A 20,344-nucleotide genomic window follows, 5' to 3' on the forward strand; every position below is an offset into this window, starting at 1 on the left:
GCGCCACCCGGGCGCGGCCGCGAAGGACGCGGCGATCCCGACCGGTGGTGGCGATGCCCGCCATCCGGGGGACGCGGCGACCCCGCGAGCGACCAAGACGACCCGCGACCCGGGGGCCTGCATTGGGCCGTGACCCGCGGGGGGCGCTGGCGGTGCGGGGGCATGGGGGGGCGGCCGAGACCGCAGCCGTCACGGCCCGCGGCGGACGGGAACGTCCCGAGGCGGGTGCGCCGTCCTTTCCGGGCGGCCCGGGGAGCGGCCGGAGGGGGCGGGGCGGCATCGGCGGTGGGGAGGCTCCCGGGGCTGGCGCGTCCTCGCGTCCGGCGGGAGAGGGTTCCGGGATCGCGTGGGGAAATGCCCCTCAGACCGGCCCGAGCCCGGGTGTGCGATCTCGCCGGCCTGCGGGAGACGGCCGGGTTTCATGGCGGCCGGGGCTGCCCCCGGTGGCCTCCAGGGCCGGCGACCCGGGGGGAGGTGCCCTCCGCGGCCGGCTTGGGGCGCAGGGCGGGCTGGGCCCGCTCGTCGGGTCGCCCAGGGCCGCCCGTGTCCCGGAGGGCCGACCACGACCGCCCGCACGACCGTCCTGGATGCCTGTCAGCCGGGACGGCCGATGCCCAGGGGGCCCCAGGGAGGGGCCCGACCACGGCCGCCCGCGCGACCCCCCGTCGGCGGCGAGGGCCGGCGGCGCCCGCACGACCCCCCACCGGAGGCGAGGGCCGGCGGTGAAGGAGGACCGGAGACGGTGTACGACGTCATCGTCGTCGGGCTCGGTGGCATGGGCGGGGCCATCGCCTACCACCTGGCGCGGCGGGGCCGACGGGTGCTGGGCCTGGACCGCCTGGCTCCGCCCCACGACGCCGGTTCGTCCCACGGCAAGAGCCGCATCATCCGCCAGGCGTACTACGAGGATCCGGCCTACGTGCCGCTGGTGCTGCGGGCCTACGAGCTGTGGGAGGCGCTGGAGCGCGACAGTGGGGAGACCCTGCTGGTCAAGACCGGCGGCCTGATGATCGGCGCCCCCGATTCGCCCATCGTCGCCGGCAGCACGGAGAGCGCCCGGCGCCACGGGCTGAAGTACCGCATGCTGAGCCCGGAGGACGTGGGCCGCTGGTTCCCCGCCTTTCGCCTGGAGCCCCACGAGGTGGCGGTCTACGAGGAAGAGGCCGGGGTGCTGTTCCCCGAGCGGGCGGTGGCCGCCCATCTGCGGCTGGCGCGGGCCGCGGGGGCGGAGCTGCGGCTCGACGAGCCGGTGGAGTCCTGGGTGGCGGGGTCCGACTCGGTGTCGGTGCGCACCCCGGCCGGCCGGTATCGGGCGGAGCGGCTGGTGCTGGCGGCGGGAGCCTGGAACCCGCGCCTGCTGGGCGGGGCGTTTCCCCTGGAGGTGGAGCGGCAGGTGAGCCTCTGGTTCCGGCCCGCGGAGCGGCCCGAGTGGTTCGAGGAGAACCTCCCGGTGTTCATCTGGGACCGCGGTCCGGAGCCCGCCCTCTACGGCCTGCCGGCGCTGGAGGGGGAGGGTGTGAAGGTCGGGCTCCACCACGGGGGGCAGGTGGGCGACCCGGACCGCCTCCCGCGCCAGGTGACGGAGGACGACGTCGAGCCCGTGCGCCGGCTCTTGGCCCGGCGCATGCCGCTCCTGGACCCGGAGCCCGTGCAGGCGTCGGTGTGCCTCTACACCAACACCCCCGACCGCCACTTCCTCGTGGGGACGCATCCCGACCACCCGGCGGTGGTGCTGGCCGCCGGCTTCTCCGGCCATGGGTTCAAGTTCTGCCCGGCGATCGGCGAGGCGGTGGCCGACCTGATCGAGGGCAAGGCGCGCCGGGATCTGGCGCTCTTCGACCCCGGCCGATTTCGGGCCGGATCGGGGAGGGCGTGACGGCGTGGCCGCGCGGGGGACGGCCTACGTGCTGGCGGCGGCGTCCCTGTGGGGGACGCTGGGCATCGTGGCGCGGCTGGCGTACGCAGGCGGGGCGACCCCCGGCGAGGTGGTCTTCTTCCGCGCCGCCATCGCCTTCGGGCTGGCTTGGGCCGCGGCCTGGCGGCAGGGCGTGTCGCTGGCCGTCCCCCGGCGGCGATGGCCGCTGCTGGTGGCCTACGGGACCATCAGCGTGGGCCTCTTCTACCTCAGCTACTTCTGGGCGGTGCGGCTGCTGCCGGTGGCGGTGGCGGCGGTGCTGCTCTACACCGCACCGGTGCTGGTGGCGGTGCTGGCGCGGCTGCTGCTGGGCGAGCCCCTGGGCCCGCGGCGGGTGCTGGCCCTGGCGGTGGCGGTGGCCGGCGTGGTGCTGGTCAGCGCCCCGGATCCCGCCGCCGGTGTCCCGTGGGTCGGCCTGGCCGTCGGGCTGTTAGCCGGCCTGACCTACGCCCTCTACAGCATCTTCGGCAAGCTGGCGCTGCGGGATCTGGACCCGGCCGCGGTGGTGGTGTACACGCTGGGGGTCGGCGCCCTGGTGCTGCTGGTCGCCCTGCCGCCGAGCCGTTTGCTTCGCCTGGAGTGGACGCCGGCGGTGTGGGGGTGGGTGGTGCTGCTGGGAGCGGGCCCCACGTTCCTGGCCTACCGCCTCTACACCGCCGGCCTGCAGTGGATCCCCGCCTCCACGGCGGCCATCGTGGCGACGGTGGAGCCGGTGGTGGCGGCCCTGCTGGGCTGGCTGGTGCTGGGGGAGGCGCTGACGGGCGGTCAAGGGGTCGGGGCGCTGTTGGTGCTGCTGGCCAGCGTGCTGGCCCAGGAGGGCGCCGTCCGCGGCGTGCGGGGACCGGACGGGGGGAAGGAGGCGAGACGGCCGTGTCCGTCCGCTGGTTGACGGCCGCCGAGGTCGAGCGCTGCCTGCCCATGGCCGAGGCCATCGACGCCATGGCCGAGGCCTTCGAGGCCGTCCACGCCGGTCGGGTGGCCATGCCCCTGCGCCTCGGCCTGGAGGCGCCGGCGGCCGGCGGCACGACGCTGTTCATGCCGGCCCACGATCCCGGCCTCGGCTACACGGCGTTGAAGGTGGTCTCCGTCTACCCGGGCAACCCCGCCCGGGGCCTGCCCGCCATCGCGGGCCTGGTGATCCTGCTCGACGCCGGGACCGGCCGGCCCTTGGCCGTGATGGACGGCAGGGCCCTGACCGCGCTGCGCACGGGGGCGGCCAGCGGGATCGCCACGCGCCTTCTCGCCCGGCCCGACGCCTCGGTGCTGGCGGTGCTGGGCGCCGGTGCGCAGGCGCCCTACCAGGTGCTGGCCGTGTGTGCGGTGCGGCCCATCCGCCAGGTTCGCATCCACAACCGCACCCGGGCGCGGGCCGAGGCTCTGGCCGGGCGGCTGGCCGCGCGGCTCGGGCCCGCCGTCGAGGTCCGGGTCGCCGCCACCCCGGCCGAGGCGGCCCGCGGCGCCCACGTGATCTGCACGGCGACGGCCGCCACGGAGCCGTTGCTGGGCGCGGCCGACGTGGCCCCGGGGACCCACGTCAACGCCGTGGGCAGCTTTCGCCGCGGGATGCGGGAGCTTGCCCGCGACCTGGTGGTGCGCGCCCGTCCGGTGTTCGTCGACCAGCGGGAGGCGGCGCGCGAGGAGGCCGGGGAGCTGATCGAGGCGCTGGAGGCGGGGGCGCTGGCGCCCGGGGATCTGGTTGAGCTCGGTGCCGTGCTGGCCGGGACCCACCCGGGCCGGGTCGACGCCGACCAGGTCACGATCTTCAAGAGCTGCGGGCTCGCCGCCCAGGACCTCTACGCCGCCGCCCGGGTGTGGGAGCGCGCGCAGGCCCTCGGAGTGGGCCGGGACGTGGCGCTGTAGATCAAGGAAAGGGGGACCCCGGTGCATCCGCTGGCGCCGCTGTTGGCCCTGGCCGGGGCCGTGCTGGCGATCTCCTTCTCCTCGGTCCTGATCCGGTTCTCCCAGGCGCCCAGCGCCGTCATCGCCTTCTACCGGATGGCGTTGACCACGGTGTTGCTGTTGCCCTGGGCGTGGCGGGAGGTGCATCGCGTCCGCCGTCTGCCGCCGGGCCTGCGGGGGGCCACGGTCCTCAGCGGCGTCCTGCTGGCCGGCCACTTCCTGACGTGGATCGCGTCCCTGCGCTACACCTCGGTGGCCGCGTCCGTCCTCCTGGTGACGTCCCACCCGCTGTACGTGATGGCCGCCGACGCGTGGCTGCTGCGGGAGCGGGTGCCACCGCGGCGCCTCCTGGGCGCCCTGCTGGCGCTGACCGGGGTGGCGGTGGTGACCTTCGCGGGCGCGGGGACGGGGGACCTGGCGGCGGGCAGCCGGGCGTTGTACGGCAACTTCCTGGCGGTGGCGGGATCCTGGTTCTTCGCCGGCTACATCCTGATCGGGCGGCGGGTGCGCCAGGTGCTGCCCGTCATGCCCTACACCACCGTGGTGTACGGGGTGGCCGCGGCGGTCATCGCCCTGGGGCTGCTGGCGACCGGGACGCCCTTCGGGCCGTACCCGGGGCGGGAACTCTTGATCTTCGTCGCCCTGGCGGTGGTGCCGACCCTGGGGGGGCACACGGTCCTCAACTGGGCGCTGGAGTACGTGCCGGCCAGCCTGGTCTCGGTGTCGATCCTTGGCGAGCCGGTGGGGGCGGCGCTGCTGGCCTGGCTGCTGCTGGGGGAGGCGCCCTCGGGGGTGGAGCTGGCCGGCGGGGCGTTGACGCTGGCGGGCCTGTTCATCGCCACCCAGTCGGCCGGGCGGGCGGCCAGCCCGACGGCCGGCAAGGCGCCCGGGCCGGCGGGCCAGGACGCGCCCCCAGGTCCCTCGCCGGCGCGGTGAGGCGGGCGCCGGGGCCGCCCCATGGCGGGGTCCGGTCCCCGCGACGGGCCGAGGGCCCTACGAGGTCCCTCCCTCGGCTGCGGCCTTGCCGCCGCGTGGATCCTGCCGCAGCCCATCGCGTGGATCCTGGAGCAGCCCCTGGGGTCGAGCCGCCGGTCGGGTCCTCGGGCGGGTGGGCGGGGTCCTGCCGCGGCCGCAGCCGCCTGGGCGTGGGGGTTGCCGTGCTGCCGGCCGTCGCGCCGCGGGCACCCCTGGCCGTCGCACCGCGGGCGCTCCCGGCACCACGCCGCGCGTCGGGCGGCCGCTTCGTCCGCTAGGCCGGCGGGGTGGAGGGGGACCGGCGGGGGGACGGCCGGGCGGGAGGCGTATCGCCCGCATCGCCGGCTCCGCGCCGGCCCGCCGCGGGCCGGGTCGGTTCGTCGGACGCGCCGTCCCCCGAAGGCGCCTGCCGTCGCGCCAGGCGTTCCAGCACCAGCCGGTAGCCGTCGGCGCCGTAGTGGAGGAACCGGTTGACCCGGCTGATGGTGGCCGAGCTCATGCCCGTCTCCCGCTGGATCTGCTCGTAGGTCTGGCCCTGGGCCAGGCGCTGGGCGACCTCGAAGCGCAGGGCCAAGGACTGGATCTCGCCCACCGTGCAGAGGTCCTCGAAGAAGCGATAGCACTCCTCCAGGTTCTGCAGGGAGAGGATGGCTTCGAAGAGGCGGTCGACGCGAGGGTGTTGGAGGCGCGACTGGTATGCCACCACGGGGCCTCCCCTGTCGGCTGGCGGCGGCCTTGCGCCGGGGTCGGCCTCGCCCCCTGCCGCCGACCCGGGGGCAGCGCGAGGCTGGCTCCGGCGGCCGGCCGGCGTCCGTCCCGGCCATGGCGGTCCCGCGACGCGATGGCCCTCCGTCGGATCCCACCGACAGGCCCGCGGCCGACGAACCCGGCGCCCCCGCGGCCGCGGCGATCGGTGGGGCTACCGGGCCCCCGACCCGTCCGCGGCGCCGCTGCGGCTCCCCGACCGCTCGGTTCCCCGGGTGCGCTCGCGGGCCCGTCGCTCCTGACACCGCGGGCAGATGCCGTAGAACTCGAACCGCTGGCCCAGGATGACGAAGTCCGACCGCTCGGCGACCCGCTGGCCGATGCCCTCCAGGGCCTCGGCGTCGACGTCGAAGATGGTCTTGCAGTCCACGCACTGGACGTTGGCGTGGGCATGGGGGTTGCCGTCGTATCGCTGCACGTCGCCGGGGAAGCCCAGCTGGCTGGCCAACCCGAGCTCCACCAAGAGCTCCAGGGTGTTGTAGACCGTGGCCGGGCTGATCATCGGGAACCGCTCCCGCGCCTGCTGGTAGAGCTCCTCGGCGCTGGGGTGGTGCGAGCGGCGCGCGTTCTCCTGGAGCAGCTCGTAGATGGCCAGGCGTTGGGCCGTCACCCGGTAACCGCGATCGGCCAGGAGTCGCCGGAATTCGTCCATCGCCAGGGCCATCGCCGTCACAACCTTTCCCCGGCGGCATGGCCCGCCGGTCGTCCCATCGGCTGCGGCGCGGTCGGCGGACGGGCTGCAAAGGTCGCCGAACCGCAAGTCTTGATCGGAATTTTCGCGAATCCCGCTCAAATCAGGCGATCTATCAATCCATCTTCGATTCTTACTTTGATCTTATTTTTGCGTGCAAAAACCGGTCAAGTGCCCGTCCGCCCGGCGGCCGGCTCGGGCGCCCGTGCCCGGCCCTCTGCTCCCCGCGGCCCGCCATCGCCGAAGGGGGCCGGGCGGACCGCCAGCATCCGCAGGCCGTTGAGCATCGCCAGCACCGTGCTGCCCTCGTGGCCCAGGACCCCCAGGGCCAGTTCGAGCCGTCCCGCCAGGGTCCAGGTGACCAGGGCGGCGATCACCCCCAGGGCGAACGCCAGGTTCTGCCATATCGTGCGGGTGGCGCGCCGCGCCAGGTCGAAGACGAAGGGCAGCTTCTCGATCTCGTCGCTGACCAGCACCACGTCGGCCGTCTCCAGGGCCACGTCGGTCCCCGCCGCGCCCATGGCGATGCCCACCCGGGCGCGGGCGAGGGCGGGCGCATCGTTGACGCCGTCACCCACCATGGCCACCGGTCCCAGGGTGCGCGACAGCTCCTCCACCGCCCGCAGCTTCGCCTCGGGCAGCAGGCCCGCCCGCACCTCGGTGATGCCCACCTGCCGGGCGATGACCGTCGCCACCTCCGGGCGGTCGCCCGTCAGCATCACGGGGATCAGGCCGAGGCGGCGCAGGGCGGCCACGGCCTCCCGCGCCCCCGGCCGCGGCACGTCCTGGACGGCGATGCAGCCGAGGAGCCGGGACCCGACGCCGACGAAGAGCACCGTCTTGCCCTGGCGGGCCAGTTCGTCCACCACCGCTTGCGCCGCCCCGGGATCGGCCCCGTGGCGCCGGGCGAAGTCGCCGTTGCCCGCCCAGGTCACCCGACCGCCCGCGCGGGCGGCCACGCCGTATCCGGGCTCGGCCCGGACCTCGTCGGCGTCGTGGGGCCGGATGCCCTCCGCCGCGGCCGCCTCGAGCACCGCCCGCGCCAGGGGATGCTCCGAGAGCCGCTCGGCCAGGGCGGCCGCCTCCAGCACCTCGCGGCGGTCCGCGTCGCCGAGGGGGACCACGTCCGTGACCCGGGGACGACCGAGGGTGAGCGTGCCCGTCTTGTCGAAGGCGACCACCTTGACGGCGGCCAGTTCCTCCACGTAGCGACCGCCCTTGAGCAGCACCCCGCGACGGGCCGCGTTGGCCACCGCCGCCAGGACGGGGGCCGGTGCGCTGATGGCCACGGCACACGGCGAGGCGACGACCATCAGTACCAGCGCCCGGTAGACCGCCTGCTGCGGCTCGGCCCCCCACAGCAGGGGGAGGGTGGCCGCCAGGGCGGCGATGCCCACCACGGCGGTGGCGTAGACCTGCTCGATGCGGTCGATCACCCGCTGGGTGCGGGAGCGGTCCTCCTGGGCCGCCTGCACCAGGGCGACGATGCGGGCCAGCATGGTGTCGCCGGCGGGCTTGGTGACCTCGATCTCCAGGGCGCCCAGCTGGTTCATGGTGCCGGCGAAGACCTCGTCGCCCGGTCCCTTGGCCACGGGCACGGACTCCCCGGTGATGGCCGCCTGGTCGACGCTCGAGCGCCCGCCGACGACCCGGCCGTCGATGGGGATCCGCTCGCCCGGCCGGACGACGATGCGGTCGCCGACGGCCAGCGCCTCGACCGCCACCTCCTCAAGGCCGCCGTCGGGGCGGCGCCGGTGGGCGGTCTCCGGGGCGAGGTCCATCAGCGCCCGGATCGCCTGCCGGGTCCGGTCCATGGCGTAGGCCTGCAGGGCATTGCTCAACGAGAAGAGGAAGAGCAGCGCCGCCCCCTCCTCCCACGCCCCCAGCGCCGCCGCGCCCAGGGCCGCCAGGACCATCAGCAGGTCGACGTCGATCACCCGCTGCCGCAGGGCCTGGAGACCGGCGATGGCGGCCGGCGTGCCGCCCGCCAGATAGGCGATGCCGTAGAAGAACAGGCTGACGGCCGCGGGCGCCTGCAGGCGCTCGGCGACCCAGCCGGCCAGCGTGGCCAGCAGGGTGACGGCCGTCAGCACCGCGAGATGGTGCCGTTCCCAGAAGCCCGGCTCGCGGCGGATCGCCCGAGGCGCCGGTTCGACCGCCGTCGGCGCCGCCGTGCCCGTCGCGGAGGGGGACGGGGTGCTGCCGGCAGCGGCGGCGGGCCCATCGGGGACGCGGACGAACCGGCCCGGGGAGGCCGGCGGCTGGCCGCCGCCCGGCGGCACCGCCCCACCGGCGGCCTCCGCCGGTGGCGTGGGTCCGTGGGCGGCCGGGCCGTCCTGCCCATCGGCCCGACGATGGGCGAGCGAACGCGGTAGCGCGGTGAATCCCGCCACGGAAGGTGCCCCCTTCGACCGGTCCCCACCCGGATCCCGGGCGGGGTATTGATACTGACTCCCACTTGCATCAATTGATATCCCATCTAATTTTGTAACCAGTATAGATTTCTGCCGCGCGACGGGTCAATGCCGCCCCGCGGATGCGGCGCGGCGTGATCCGGCGCCGCCGGCGCCTCCGGCGCCGGCGGAGGCCGTGGAGGCCAAGGGAGGGCAGGCGGACGGTGGGGACGCGGGGGCAGAGGCGACGGGCGGCGTCGGACGCCGGCCGAGGGAGCGCCGAGGCCAAGGGCGGGCCACCGGCCCCCGGGCACGCAACCGGTCAGCGGGAAGGGCACGGTCCGGGAGCGGTGACCCGCGCGGGTCCCGGGGTGGGAGGAGGGCGGTGGCCCGCCCCGCGGTCGGCGGGGGGGCGCGGCCGGGTGGAGACCGCGCGCAGGGTCGCGGAGCGGCGATGCGCAGCGCGGAGGAGGCTCGCCGCGGAGCGATCCCAAGGCGATGCGGCCGTCGCGCACCGGGGGGGCGGCCGGCGACGACCCAAGGGGAGGAACCGGCATGGGGCGGCGGAGGCCGTGGGCGACGCCTGGACGAGGGACCCGTGGTGGGCCGCGGGGACGGCGGGGCCGGACCCCGGCCGGGTGCCGACGCCCGGATGGGCGGGCGGTCGAGGCGTTCGGTCCCCCGATGGGCGGACGCGCTAGGCGGTTCGGTCCGTCGCGGCGTTCCCGGCGGACGCGCGTTGGCGGTAGCGGAGCTCGTAGAGCGCCGCCCCCAGCCCGAGGGCGGCGGCGCTCATCAGCCCGCCGGTCACCAGGACCAGGGGCGCCCGCAGCCACGGGCTCGCGACGTGCTCCAGGACCGCCACCAGCAGGACCACGGACGCCGTGGTGGCGGCCGCCAGGCCCACCACGGCGCCGCGGAGGCGCGCAGCGGGGTGGGCTTCGAGCTGGAGGAACCACCGGTGGGCCTTGCTCGGCGTCTTCGCGGCGGCCACGATCCCCCACCTCCCCGGGAGGGCGTCCGCTTCCCCGGGGCGCCGGGTCTGCGCGAGGCGCTCGCCCTCCCCGCGGCGTCGGGGGGCCCGTCCCCGCGCCGGGGTGCGCTCGCCGGCGCCCGGTGGAACCGGTTCGTCCGCCATGATACCGTGTTGTCGTTCCCGCCGTCTCGATGTCGCCGAGTCGGCTGCGACGCCGCGCGACGCGGGCCAGGGCCGTCGCCGGGGCGTCGCGGCGCGGCCGGGCGTGGGGCGCGGCGGGGGAGGGGAACGGAGGGCGAGCGGGGGATGAAGGGCCTCGGGACCCTGATCAACGTGGTCACGGTGCTGGCCGGATCCGGCCTCGGCCTGTGGCTCGGCGCGCGGCTCGCGCCGCGCACGCGCGAGGTGCTGACCGGTGGGCTCGGGGTGGTGACGGTCCTCATCGGGCTGGACATGGCCCGGGAGACGGCCAACATCCTGATCGTGCTGGGTTCGGTGCTGCTGGGCGGCCTGGTGGGCTCCGCCCTGGCGCTGGAGGCGCGCCTGGACGCCCTGGGCCGGGCGGTCGAACGGGCGCTGCGGTCGGCGCGCACTAGGTCCGCGGCGGTGGCAGCCGGCCTCGAGGCCGAACCGCGCCCCGCCGAGGTGGTGGCCGCTGGCCCGCCGGGTACGCGGTCGGCGACGCGGCATCCTGTGCCCGGGGCGGCGACGACCGCCGGGGAGGAGGCCGGGCGCCCGCCGGCCCGCCCCGGGCCGGCGGAGGCCGCTGCGGCGGCGGACGGGACCGTGGCCCGCGGCTTCATCGCTGCCAGCCTGCTCTTCTGCGTCGGTCCCATGACCTTCCTCGGCTCCGTCCAGGACGGGCTGACGGGGGACTACCAGCTCCTGGCGGTCAAGGCCGCGCTGGACGGCTTCGCCTCGTTGGCCATGGCGCCGGCGCTGGGGGCGGGCGTCGCCCTGGCGGCGGTGACGGTGCTCGTCGTCCAGGGTGGCCTGACGATGCTCGCCGGCGTCCTCAGCCCCCTGGTGGAGCCGGCGATGCTGCAGGAGCTGACGGCTGCCGGCGGGGCCCTGGTGGTGATGATCGGACTCGGCCTCCTGGAGATCAAGCGGCTGCCGGTGGCGGACTTCCTGCCCGCCCTTGGCTTCGCGCCGCTGATCGCCGCCCTGGTGGCGCGGTAGGCCCGCCGTCCCTGGTGCCGTGCGCCGCAGCGCGGCGGGCGCCCGTCCCGTGCCGACGGTGCCCGGCCGCTGGTGCGGTCGAGGCACCGCCGCGGCGGTGGAGGACGGTCCAGGAGCGGTGAACGCCCCGGCATCCCCGGGCGTAGGGTGATAGGAGCGCAGGACGCTGGTCGCGTCCGCGACGGGAGCGTGGGGCGCCGTCAGCGGCGCCTTGCCCGCGCCGGCCGTCGTCGCGCTCGCACGGTTGCCCGTGCGGCCCGTCGCCGTGCGGGGACTCGAGGAGGGATGCACCCGATGCCCGAGGGAGACGCGACCCGGCCGCACCCGGGCGGGTCGGGGGCCGCCGCCCCCGCCGAAGACGAAAAGCCTCGTGAGGCGCAGGACCACCCCGCCGTCGACGCACCGGCGGACGCCGATCCCCCGCCGCCCGCGGCCGCCGAAGCCCCCGTGCCCAGCGGGACCTCACCCCAGGGGGTGCCGGAGACCGCCACCGTCCCGGCCGGCGCCGCGCCGGAGGGCCCGCCCCCCTGTCCCGGCGGCCAGACCGTCCGGGTCCAGCCCGGGGACACCCTGTTCCTCCTGGCTCAGCGGTACGGCGTTCCGCTGGCCGCCGTCATCCTGGCCAACCCGCAGCTCGGCGACCCGGACCGCCTCGTGCCCGGCCAGTGGATCTGCATCCCGTCGGCGCCGCCGGGCTGTCCCGGGGGCCATCTGGTGGTCGTCCGCCCCGGTGACACCCTCTTCGCCATCGCCCAGCGGTTCCGCGTCCCCCTGGAGGCGGTGATCGCCGCCAACCCCCAGCTGGCCGATCCCGACCGGATCGAGCCCGGCCAGATCGTCTGCGTGCCGCGTTCGCCGGGGCGCTGCGAGGGCGTCCCCTACGTGGTCCAGCCGGGCGACACGCTCTTCGCCATCGCGCAGCGCTTCGGGGTCGACCTCGAGGCGCTGACCGCCGCCAACCCCCAGATCACCAACCCGGATCGCATCTGGCCGGGCGAGGTGGTCTGCGTCCCCACGGCGCGGGAGGCGTAGGCGGCGACGTCGCCGCACCGCCGACCGGCGTGCACCGGGGCGGCAGCGAGCCGCCTGCCGCCGACCCGGCCCCCACCGGTGGGCCCGACCGAGCGCCCTCCGGTGGGGGCCGTCGCGTGCCGCGACGTTGCCTCTTCGCTGGCCGTCCCCACGGCTCGGCGTCCACGGCTCGGGATGATCGGGTGCCATGCGGGTGGCCTGTCCCACCGGCTTCCACGGCCGTGCTGCCAGGGCCGCCTGGGCCATGGGCTGCCACCTGGGGCCACGGGCTCCCGCCACGGAGCATGGCCCGGCCGTTCCCACGCGCTCCGCGGAGCGCGGACCGTGGAACCGCGCCGGCACGGGGCCGCCAGGGCCTGGGCCCGGGGCATACTGCCTCCAGGACGGGGACGAACGGGCAGAGCGTCCCCTGCCGACGGACGTCTGCGAAGGAGCGGAGAGCATGGAATCCAAGGGAAGGGACGAGGGCGGCCGGCGATCCCGCCCGGCTGCCCCTTCGGCAGAGGCCGCCGCGGGGACCCGGGCCGAGCCGGATCGCGCCCGCGGCCCGGCGTCGGGACGGGCCGCCGATGAACCGGCGGAGGGGGCGGGCACCACGCGGCCGCGACCCCTGGTCGCGCGCCCCATCAGCCTGCGCGCGGCCCAGGGCGGGGGGCGGCCGACGGGGCCCCTCCCCCTGCCCGCCCTGAGGGCCGCCGGGGAAGGGCAGCCCAGGACTCCGGCGGCGCGCCGCGACGCCCCAGGGCACCGGGGCACCGCGGGTCCCGGCGCGGCGGCCGGCGACGGCGGGATCGCCGGGGAGGCGGGGGCGGTGGCCGGGCCTGGGCCCAACCAGCGGGACGACATCCGCCGCTCCCTCTGGGTCCGTCGACCCGACCTCTTCTACGGGCAGCCCAACCGCGGTCACCATCGCGCGGCCTTCGCCGAACCGCTGGTCCCCAGCCGGGAGCGGCTGGACGGATCCTCTGCCGGGGCCCGCCCCGGGGCGGAGGGCGCAGCCGCCGAGGGCGAGGACGCCTCGGGCCGCGGGCCGGTGGCGCGGCGCCGCCAGGGGGTGGACCGCGTGCCCGCGGCCCGCGAGCTCCTCCCCCTGGTGGAGCAGGCCGCGCCGCCCGCGGTCGGCTACGCTCCCGGCCGCCCGGAGGAGGGGCGCGTCGACGACCGGGTGGCTCGCCAGCTGACGCAGCGCCCGTCGCCCAGCTCCCAGGGGCGCCCCATCGCGCCCGCGGGCGAGTTCGAGCCGGCTGCGGCGGCCGCCCCTCCCGCCGGCGCGCAGCCCGCGGCCACGGCGGCCACGCCGGCCGACGGCCGCGGCGACCCGGCGGCCGACGTGATCCCCCCCGTCGAACCGGCGACGGCGGGCGCCGGGTCCGGCCCGCGGGGACCGGTGCAGGACGAACCGGCTCAGCCGGAGCCGCGGGCCGCGACGGCCCGGCCCGAGGAGGCGCGGGTCCAGGCCGGCGAGGGCGTGCGGGCCGAGGCCGGTTCGTCCGCGCCGGAGACCGCGATGGTGCAGGACGTGGGAGGCGCTCCCGTGCCGTTGAACGCCGCGGCGGTCCAGGCGGTGGGGGAGGGGCCCGGCATCGATCCTGGACGGGGTGACGCCGCCGGTGGCGGGCCGCCGGTGGCGGCCGAGCCCGCGAACCCGCGGCTCGACGCAGCGGCGGAGCTGCGGCCGCGCCCCGTGCTGCGTACGCCGCTGCAGCCGCGGGCGGTGGCGACGCGTCCCGCCACCGCCGAGCGGTCGGGCCGGCTGCCGGGAGACCGGACCACCGACGCGAGCGCCCTGACGCGGGGGGCGATCCGGGAGGCCCGCGCCCGCTGGCAGGCGGCCGGCTCCGTCGAGACGAGGACGGAGGGGGGCCCCCACCGGACGGGCGACGGCGGCGCGGCGGGCCCCGCGGACGACGGCCGGCGGGAGGAAGGCCCGCGCCGGTGACGAAGCCCAGAAGGGCTTGAACCCCAACCAGGACACGAACCCGCGGAGCGGGAGGCCTGATGGACCCGCGGGAGCGCGGGAGACTCAGGACGTCCCGGACATACGGCGGCCAGGGACCGACGCGTCCCATGGGGCCGCCGGCCGCGGCCCGCGGCGCGGCGAGGTGAGGCGGTGCGTTGACCCCGGTGGAATCGGCCGAGGGGACGGCTCGGCGGATCCGCGACGCCCTGTGGGGCCTCGCCTGCGGCGAGGCCGTGGGGCGCTGGGCGGCCGCGGGCGGGGCGGTGACGGCGGGCGGCCCGGCCCGGGCCGGCGGTTGGGTGGAGGGGGCCTTCCGACCGGGGGGCGACGGCCCTGGGGGCCCGGATCCGTCCGCCCTGGAGGCCGGGCCCCTGGCCCTGGAGGTCGCCGCCTTGGCGAGGGCGGTGGTGGCCGCCGAGGGACAGGTGGGGCCCATGGCCGTTGGCGCCCGGCCCGTCGGGACGGGCCTTGGGCCGGCGGTGCGCGCGGTCCTGGCGGGACTGATCAACCGGCCCGATGACGTGGAGTGGCTGGTGCAGGACGTCGCCGCCCTGGCCACCGGGGAGGGCGGGACCGGCGCCGGCCTGGCGGGCGGTCCGGCGGCCGACGAACGGGCGCCGCAGCAGGGAGGCGCCGGGCCGGTGGCGGCGGCCGCCCTGGCGGCGGCCGCCGCCGTCGCGGCGGCCGTCTCGGCGGCCGTGGAGGGCGAGGGCCCCGAAGCCGTCCTCGACCGGGCGGTGACGGCCGCGTCGGTCGCCGTCGGTTGGGCCGCCCCGCATCCGGGGCAGGGTGGGGCTCGGCGCGGCGATCACCCGGCGGCCGGCACCGCATCCCGACCCCGGGCCGCGCCGGTCCCCGGGGACGAACCGGCCGCTGCCGTGGCCCACGCCATCGAGACGCTGCGCCTCACCCTGGCGTGCCGCGGGGCCGCCCTGCCGCCGGGCGGGATCGCGGCCGTGCTGGCGAGCCGCTGGGAGCCCGAGCCGCGCCCGGCGCGGGCCGTGCCCTTCGCCCTGGTGCTGGCGGCGGCGGCCGGCGACGCCCGGCGGGCGGTGCTCGAGGCCGCGGCGGCGGCCTCGAGCACCGCCCGCCCCGGCAACGCGGAGCTGGACGGCCGCCCCGCCGACGCGGCGTCGGCCACGGCGGCCCTGGCGGGCGCCGTGGCCGGCGCCCTGTACCCCGGGACGGTCCCGGCCGAGTGGGTCGCCGCCCTGCGGGAAGGGTCGGGCGGCGGGTCGCGGGCGCCCCTGGAGCTGGACGACCTGGTCCCGGAGCTCCTCCGGCTGCGGTGAGCGGTCCGTGCGGGGTTGCCGCGGCCCGGCGGGACGTCCCGGCGGGCCGGGGCGCCGGCGCGCGGCGCCGGCGCACGGTGAACGGGGAGGAGGCGGTGCCGTGGGCGAGCGGATCTTGCTGGTCGACGACGAGGCCGCGCTGGTCAAGGGCCTGCGCCGGAGCCTGGAGCAGGCGGGCTTCGAGGTCGAGGTCGCCACCGACGGCCGGCAGGCCCTGGAGCGGTTCGCCGAGGGCGGCATCGACCTCATCATCCTCGACCTCATGCTGCCGGAGATCGACGGGCTGACCGTCTGCCGCGAGGTGCGCAAGACGTCCCAGGTGCCCATCATCATGCTGACGGCCCGAGACGAGGACGTGGACCGCATCGTCGGCCTCGAGCTGGGCGCCGACGACTACGTGGTCAAGCCCTTCAACCCGCGCGAGCTGATCGCGCGCATCCGGGCCGTGCTCCGCCGCGTCAAGCCGGTGGGCGGCGTCGCCGTGGGGACGCCGGCCCGGCCGGGGCGGGCGGCTGCGTCCCCGCCGGCCGGCGGGGCGGGGGGGACGCCGGCCGCCGGGCCTCCGGCGGGTGGAGCCGCGGGGGACGGCACTCCGGCGGCCGCAGGGGGCGCCGGGGTCCGCAGCGGCCGGGAGGACGCGGCCGCGGGCGCGGCGGCCGACGCCGACGCGGAGGTGCTGGTGCGGGGCCCGCTGCGCATCGATCGGGCCCGCTACCGGGTCACCCTCCAGGGGCGGACGGTCGAGCTCACGCCGCGGGAGTTCGACCTCCTGCTGGTGCTGGCCCAGCGGCCGGGGCGCGTGTACACCCGCGAGCAGCTGCTGGAGCAGGTGTGGGGCTACGACTACGCCGGCGACACCCGCACGGTCGATGTGGCGGTGCGGCGACTGCGCGAGCGCCTCGAACCGGATCCCGCGCATCCCGTCTTCGTCCGCACCAAGTGGGGCGTGGGCTATTATTTTGCCGAGCCCGAGGAGATCGCCCGGCGTCTCGGGGCGGACGACGCCTCGGCGGGCGGCGCCGACGCCCGCTGACGCGGTGGGGCGCGGGCGCCCCGCCGCCCCTCCGGCGGTCGGCCTTGGGCGTCCCGGCGCGGCGCCGGGGCCGATGCCGCCGGGGCGCGATCCGCCGGGACCGGTGGCGAGCGGGAGACGGGTGCCTTGTCCCTGCGTTGGAAGATCATCCTGGCGCTCTTGGCCGTCACCCTGACCAGCCTGGCCGTGACCGTGCGGGTCGCCAGCGACACGGCCCTGGGGGTGTTGCTGCGCGATCGCCAGTCGCGCGCGCTGGCCACGGCGGCCTTCTTCGCGGGGAGCCTGGCCGAGCCCATCGCCCAGGGGGACCGCGAGCGGCTGACGAACCAGGTGGCCGCCCTGCGGGTCCAGGAACTGGGTCGGGTGCTGGCCGTGGACGAGGCCGGGTTCGTCCTGGCGGACACGGCTGCCGGCACCGATGCGAGCCTGATCGGTCACCGGCTCGAGCACGTGGAGATCCGGAGCGCCCTGGAGGGCACGAGCCGCGCCGGCGTGCACCGGTTGCCCGACCGGCGTTACGCCATGTACGCCGCCGCGCCGGTGCGCGCCGCCGGCGACCGCGTGGTGGGGGCGGTGGTGCTCTCGACGGACGTCAGCGACGTCTTCGCGGCGGTGGATCAGATCCGCGGGCGCATGATCCAGCTGGGCGTCGTCATCGCCGTGGCGGCGGGGGTCGTCGCCTACGGCTTCGGCGCCTACCTCGCCGCGCCGCTGCGGGAGATGGCGCGGGCGGCGGGGCGCATCGCCCGCGGCCGCTTCGACGAGCGGGTCCCGGTGCGGGGAGGCGATGAGCTGGCCCAGCTGGCCCGGGCCTTCAACGACATGGCCGCCCACCTGGCGCGGATCGACGAGTCGCGCCGGGACTTCATCGCCAGCGCCTCCCACGAGCTGCGGACGCCCGTCGCCGCCTTGAAGACGCTGACGGACGCGCTGATCCACGACCCCGACGCCACCGTCGAGGACTACCGCGAATTCCTCCGCGACATCGACGACCAGGTGGAACGCCTGGCGCGCTTGACCTCGAGCCTGCTCACCCTGGCGCGGCTGGATCGAGAGACGGAGACGGTGGACCTGCGGCCGGTCCCCCTGGCGGAGCTGGTGACCACGGTGGTGGGCTGGCTCGAACCCGAGGCGCGCCGCCTCGGGTGCCGGATCCGCCTCGAGGGACGCGGCAACCCCCAGGTGCTGGTCGACCGCACCAAGATGGAGCGGGCCTTGACCAACCTGGTGGAGAACGCGATGAAGTACGGCGGCCCCGGCCTGGTGCGGGTGGTCTTCGGCGAGCAGCCCGGCTTCGACGCCGGAGCCGTCGGTCGCCTGCTGGCGGCGGAGCTGGCCCGCCAGGACGAACCGGCCCCCGAGCCGGCGGCCGTGCCGGTGGCCGCGACCGGCGCGCCGGTCGCGGCCACCGGCACGCCGGCCGTGGGCCCGGCGGCGCGACCCCGGGCGCCGGTGCCGCCCGGCGCGGCCGACGGTGCCCACCGCGACGGGGCTCCGGCCGCTGCCCCCGGCGGGGCCGGGGCCGGCGGACCCGACGCGCCGGCGGCCCCAGGCGCGGACACCGGGGCGGAGTCGGCCCGGGGGCCCGGCGATGGCGCGGGGAGCGCGGCGGCCGTCGGCCCGGACGAGGGTGCAGCGGCGGGTGCTCCCGGGCCCGCCGCGCCGGCCGTGCCGTCGCCCGCCGGGCCCGCGGCCTCCCCCGCCGGGTCTGGAGCATCCCCCGCCGGGCCCGCGGCACCGCCCGCCGGGGCGGCGGCATCCGGTCCGGATGCCGCCGCCCCGGCGGGGGCGTCGCCCGGTGGCGCCGAGGGCGCCGGGGAGCGGGCCGGTTCGGGCGGAGGGGCGGTGGCCCCTCCGCCCGAACCGGCCGTGCGGGTGGTGGGCGACGACGAGCCGCTGCGTCGCAGCCCGCGGGTGGCCTGGGTGTGGGTGATCGACCGGGGGCCGGGCATCCCGGCCGAGGAGCTGCCCCACCTCTTCGAGCGGTTCTATCGGCTCGACCGGGCGCGGGCCCGCGGGGGCGACGCCGCCGGGGCGGGCCTGGGCCTGAGCATCGTGCGGGAGATCATGCGGCTCCACGACGGCGTGGCGGTGGTCGCCAGCCAGGTGGGGCGGGGCAGCGTCTTCGCCCTGTACTGGCCGGTGACGGACTGGCCGCCCCAGCCGCCGGCGGATGCGGTCCCGACGGCGGCGACGGCAGCGACCGCCGGGTCGGGGGCCGGAACGGCTCCCGGCACGGGTCGATGAGGGGCCTCCGCATCCTGGGCCGGACCGTTCCTCAAAACATAGGCATTTATTGCATCCGCCTATGACGCCGGGCGAACGGTGCTCCCGACGATTCGCGCCGGGGGATCGCACCCCGGACCCCAAGCCAGACCATCGCACCCGGGGCCGTGCGGCCTTGAGGCCGCCGGTGCCCGGGTGGATCGGGGTTCCCCCCGACCTGGGGCGTCCTCGGAGGACCGCTCATAGAGCCGGTGCGCCCGCTGGCCGCGCACCGACGGGGCGATGCGCCGCCAATCGCTCCAGACGTGCCGCCCTCGATTCCTCGCGGGTAGAGGGCGGGCGGTTCCGGAGCGCAAGCGCTCACCCAAACCCAGGCCCCGGCGGGCGATCGCCACCGCCGCGGCCGCGTGGGGCGACAGCCCGTACCGGGCCATGAACTTGACCTTGCCGATCACGCTGGTGAAGGCCGGGTTGACGCGGAGCACCTCCACGCCTTCCCGGGCGGCCCGGGCCATGAGCAGGGCGTAAAATTTGCCGTAAGCAAACGCGGACAACTTCCGGGCGTAGCGCTTGTCGTCTTCTCGAAGACGGGCCTTCTTCTCCCGGAAGTCCAGGTGCTCCACCACGATGGGCTTGCCGGCGCCCTTAGCCCATGCCACCAGGTCCGCCACCGCATCGCCCAGGATGGCCTTCACCTGCTCCCGGCGCTTGCCTTGGAGCGGAAGTCGGATGTCGCGCGCCGCCACCGGGTTGCCGAAGCGGTCGACCTCCGCCACGGCCAGCCGGTCGGGGTTCAGATCGGCACCAAGGGCCCCCGCCCTCCGCGATGTCGTGATCGGGGCCGCGGGCCGTTCGGTGGTGGCGAAGACATACCAGGCGCCGTTCTTCCGGACAAAGCGGTAGGAAATCGCTTGCCCGGACGCGAGGGCCGCCAGGATGACATCCTGCCCATAGGGGAAACGGACGCCGTGCAGCCAAACATGCCGTCCAAAGCGGCCGGCCAGGGCGTTGGGCACCCGAAGGCGCAAGCGGTCGCCCAAGAGCGAACACGTCTGGTTGCCGCTCCTCTCGTCTTTGGAGCCGAGGCAGAAGAAGCTTTGGCTGCGGGCATCGCGCCATGCCTTGCGCCATGCGTCGTGGGAAGCGAACCCATTCGCCTCCAGGTGGAACTGCCGGTGGAACAACCGCCGCGAGCCAAAGCAAATCGGCGGCGATCCCGTCCGCGCTTCCGCCGCTTCCAGGCGGGCGCGCAGCATCGCCAGCCGCCGCTTCTTCTGGTGAAGCCGAAACCGGACCCGACGCCGGCGCGCCGCCCGCTCTTGGGGGGCAAGGGTCGCCCAGCGCCCCTTGCCCGAGGCCAAGGCTTTCGCCTGCTTGTGGAGCTTGGCGATCGCTCGTTCGGTGGATTGGATCTGCCCGCGCAGGTGCGCCAGATGGTGCCGATGGGCTTCTTCCGCCGCCTTCACCTTGGCCTTCAGTTCGGTGGCCAGCGCGTTGAAGTAGCGGGCTGTGATGCCGTCGCGGGCAATGGACTCCCGCTTGCATTCGACAAGGGGACGCTTCCGCACGTAGAGATCGACGAACAACCGGCGCAGCAGGCGACCGTACAGGGCGGCGAGGGCGTCCAGGGCCGGGTAAACCGACCGGTCATGGATCTTCGTCTGGAAGGTCGCCTGCATCGGCCCGATCATCCCCCTTTTCCCAGGATATCAAACATATGTTCCGCCTGCAAGCCGAAGAGGGGACGGGTCGGAAGTGGGGGAACCGTTATGCGAAAGGTTCGCCTACGGCTGATAACAGATGACGATGGAATGGTAAGCAGCTACGAACCCGCGCCAGCGGGTCGGGGGCTGGAACCGCTCCCGGCGCGGGGCCCCGGTCGGGCTCCGCCCCCTGAGGGCCGTCCGTGACGGCGGTGGGCCGGCGGCACCGGCCGCCCTCGCAGGCCGTCCCATGACCCCGACCGACGGCCCGCCGCCGCACCGCCCCGTCGGTCCGAGGGTGG

Annotated in this window: 15 protein-coding genes; 10 read left to right on the forward strand and 5 right to left on the reverse strand. The window is 76.8% G+C overall.

Going from position 1 to position 20,344, the window contains the following annotated elements:
- Positions 1-742 precede the first annotated feature (742 nt).
- From solA to Q5761_RS02860, 4 genes are read left to right on the forward strand one after another with little or no spacing between them, the layout of a single operon-like run.
- Positions 743-1,876: an N-methyl-L-tryptophan oxidase gene (solA, locus tag Q5761_RS02845; RefSeq protein WP_318751124.1), complete on the forward strand. Its 1,134-nt coding sequence runs from the start codon at positions 743-745 to the stop codon at positions 1,874-1,876.
- 4 nt (positions 1,877-1,880) lie between these two features.
- Positions 1,881-2,804: a DMT family transporter gene (locus tag Q5761_RS02850; protein WP_135225035.1), complete on the forward strand. Its 924-nt coding sequence runs from the start codon at positions 1,881-1,883 to the stop codon at positions 2,802-2,804.
- Positions 2,786-3,775 carry an ornithine cyclodeaminase family protein gene (locus tag Q5761_RS02855; protein WP_318751125.1) on the forward strand — a complete coding sequence of 330 codons (990 nt, stop codon included), beginning with the start codon at positions 2,786-2,788 and terminating at the stop codon, positions 3,773-3,775. The genes Q5761_RS02850 and Q5761_RS02855 overlap by 19 nt, the downstream gene beginning before the upstream one ends.
- Before the next feature lie 21 nt (positions 3,776-3,796).
- Complete coding sequence (locus tag Q5761_RS02860; RefSeq protein ID WP_318751126.1) at positions 3,797-4,750, forward strand: DMT family transporter; 954 nt, start codon at positions 3,797-3,799, stop codon at positions 4,748-4,750.
- Between the two features lie 313 nt (positions 4,751-5,063).
- Here the strand turns inward: Q5761_RS02860 and Q5761_RS02865 are convergent, their stop codons facing one another.
- The 4 genes from Q5761_RS02865 to Q5761_RS02880 form a co-directional block, all read right to left on the reverse strand.
- The gene (locus Q5761_RS02865) at positions 5,064-5,492 is read right to left on the reverse strand and encodes a YerC/YecD family TrpR-related protein (RefSeq protein ID WP_318751127.1); all 429 of its coding nucleotides are present in this window, start codon (positions 5,490-5,492) and stop codon (positions 5,064-5,066) included.
- A 216-nt stretch (positions 5,493-5,708) separates the two neighbouring features.
- A complete protein-coding gene (locus Q5761_RS02870) occupies positions 5,709-6,218 on the reverse strand; it encodes a Fur family transcriptional regulator (protein WP_318751128.1) in 510 nt (169 codons plus the stop codon).
- Positions 6,219-6,412: 194 nt separating this feature from the next.
- Positions 6,413-8,638: a heavy metal translocating P-type ATPase gene (locus tag Q5761_RS02875; protein ID WP_318751129.1), complete on the reverse strand. Its 2,226-nt coding sequence runs from the start codon at positions 8,636-8,638 to the stop codon at positions 6,413-6,415.
- 697 nt (positions 8,639-9,335) lie between these two features.
- On the reverse strand, positions 9,336-9,632 hold the full coding sequence (locus Q5761_RS02880) for a hypothetical protein (protein ID WP_318751130.1): 297 nt from the start codon (positions 9,630-9,632) through the stop codon (positions 9,336-9,338).
- 288 nt (positions 9,633-9,920) lie between these two features.
- Between Q5761_RS02880 and Q5761_RS02885 the strand changes: the two genes are divergently transcribed.
- The 6 genes from Q5761_RS02885 (at position 9,921) to Q5761_RS02910 (ending at position 18,360) form a co-directional block, all read left to right on the forward strand.
- Complete coding sequence (locus Q5761_RS02885) at positions 9,921-10,796, forward strand: DUF554 domain-containing protein (RefSeq protein ID WP_318751131.1); 876 nt, start codon at positions 9,921-9,923, stop codon at positions 10,794-10,796.
- Between the two features lie 294 nt (positions 10,797-11,090).
- Positions 11,091-11,828 carry a LysM peptidoglycan-binding domain-containing protein gene (locus Q5761_RS02890; protein WP_318751132.1) on the forward strand — a complete coding sequence of 246 codons (738 nt, stop codon included), beginning with the start codon at positions 11,091-11,093 and terminating at the stop codon, positions 11,826-11,828.
- Positions 11,829-12,639: 811 nt separating this feature from the next.
- Positions 12,640-13,767, forward strand: a complete 1,128-nt coding sequence (locus Q5761_RS02895) for a hypothetical protein (protein WP_318751133.1) — start codon at positions 12,640-12,642, stop codon at positions 13,765-13,767.
- A 176-nt stretch (positions 13,768-13,943) separates the two neighbouring features.
- A complete protein-coding gene (locus Q5761_RS02900) occupies positions 13,944-15,080 on the forward strand; it encodes a hypothetical protein (RefSeq protein WP_318751134.1) in 1,137 nt (378 codons plus the stop codon).
- A 100-nt stretch (positions 15,081-15,180) separates the two neighbouring features.
- Positions 15,181-16,113 carry a response regulator transcription factor gene (locus tag Q5761_RS02905; RefSeq protein ID WP_135225043.1) on the forward strand — a complete coding sequence of 311 codons (933 nt, stop codon included), beginning with the start codon at positions 15,181-15,183 and terminating at the stop codon, positions 16,111-16,113.
- A gap of 126 nt (positions 16,114-16,239) precedes the next feature.
- Positions 16,240-18,360 (forward strand): ATP-binding protein, encoded by a 2,121-nt coding sequence (locus Q5761_RS02910; protein ID WP_318751135.1) that lies wholly within the window; start codon positions 16,240-16,242, stop codon positions 18,358-18,360.
- A gap of 59 nt (positions 18,361-18,419) precedes the next feature.
- On the opposite strand, the gene Q5761_RS02915 is transcribed toward Q5761_RS02910, so the two are convergent.
- Positions 18,420-20,030 (reverse strand): IS200/IS605 family accessory protein TnpB-related protein, encoded by a 1,611-nt coding sequence (locus tag Q5761_RS02915; protein ID WP_318751136.1) that lies wholly within the window; start codon positions 20,028-20,030, stop codon positions 18,420-18,422.
- Positions 20,031-20,344: the final 314 nt, after the last annotated feature.

The sequence above is a fragment of the Thermaerobacter composti genome (assembly GCF_033582035.1).
GTDB classification, from domain to species: Bacteria; Bacillota; Sulfobacillia; order Thermaerobacterales; family Thermaerobacteraceae; genus Thermaerobacter; species Thermaerobacter composti.

Excerpts from the sequence above, each read along its gene's own strand:
- Q5761_RS02870 (WP_318751128.1), bottom strand. The coding sequence starts at position 6,218 with ATGGCCCTGGCGATGGACGAATTCCGGCGACTCCTGGCCGATCGCGGT.
- Q5761_RS02885 (WP_318751131.1), top strand. The coding sequence starts at position 9,921 with ATGAAGGGCCTCGGGACCCTGATCAACGTGGTCACGGTGCTGGCCGGA.
- Q5761_RS02890 (WP_318751132.1), top strand. The coding sequence starts at position 11,091 with ATGCCCGAGGGAGACGCGACCCGGCCGCACCCGGGCGGGTCGGGGGCC.
- Q5761_RS02915 (WP_318751136.1), bottom strand. The coding sequence starts at position 20,030 with ATGATCGGGCCGATGCAGGCGACCTTCCAGACGAAGATCCATGACCGG.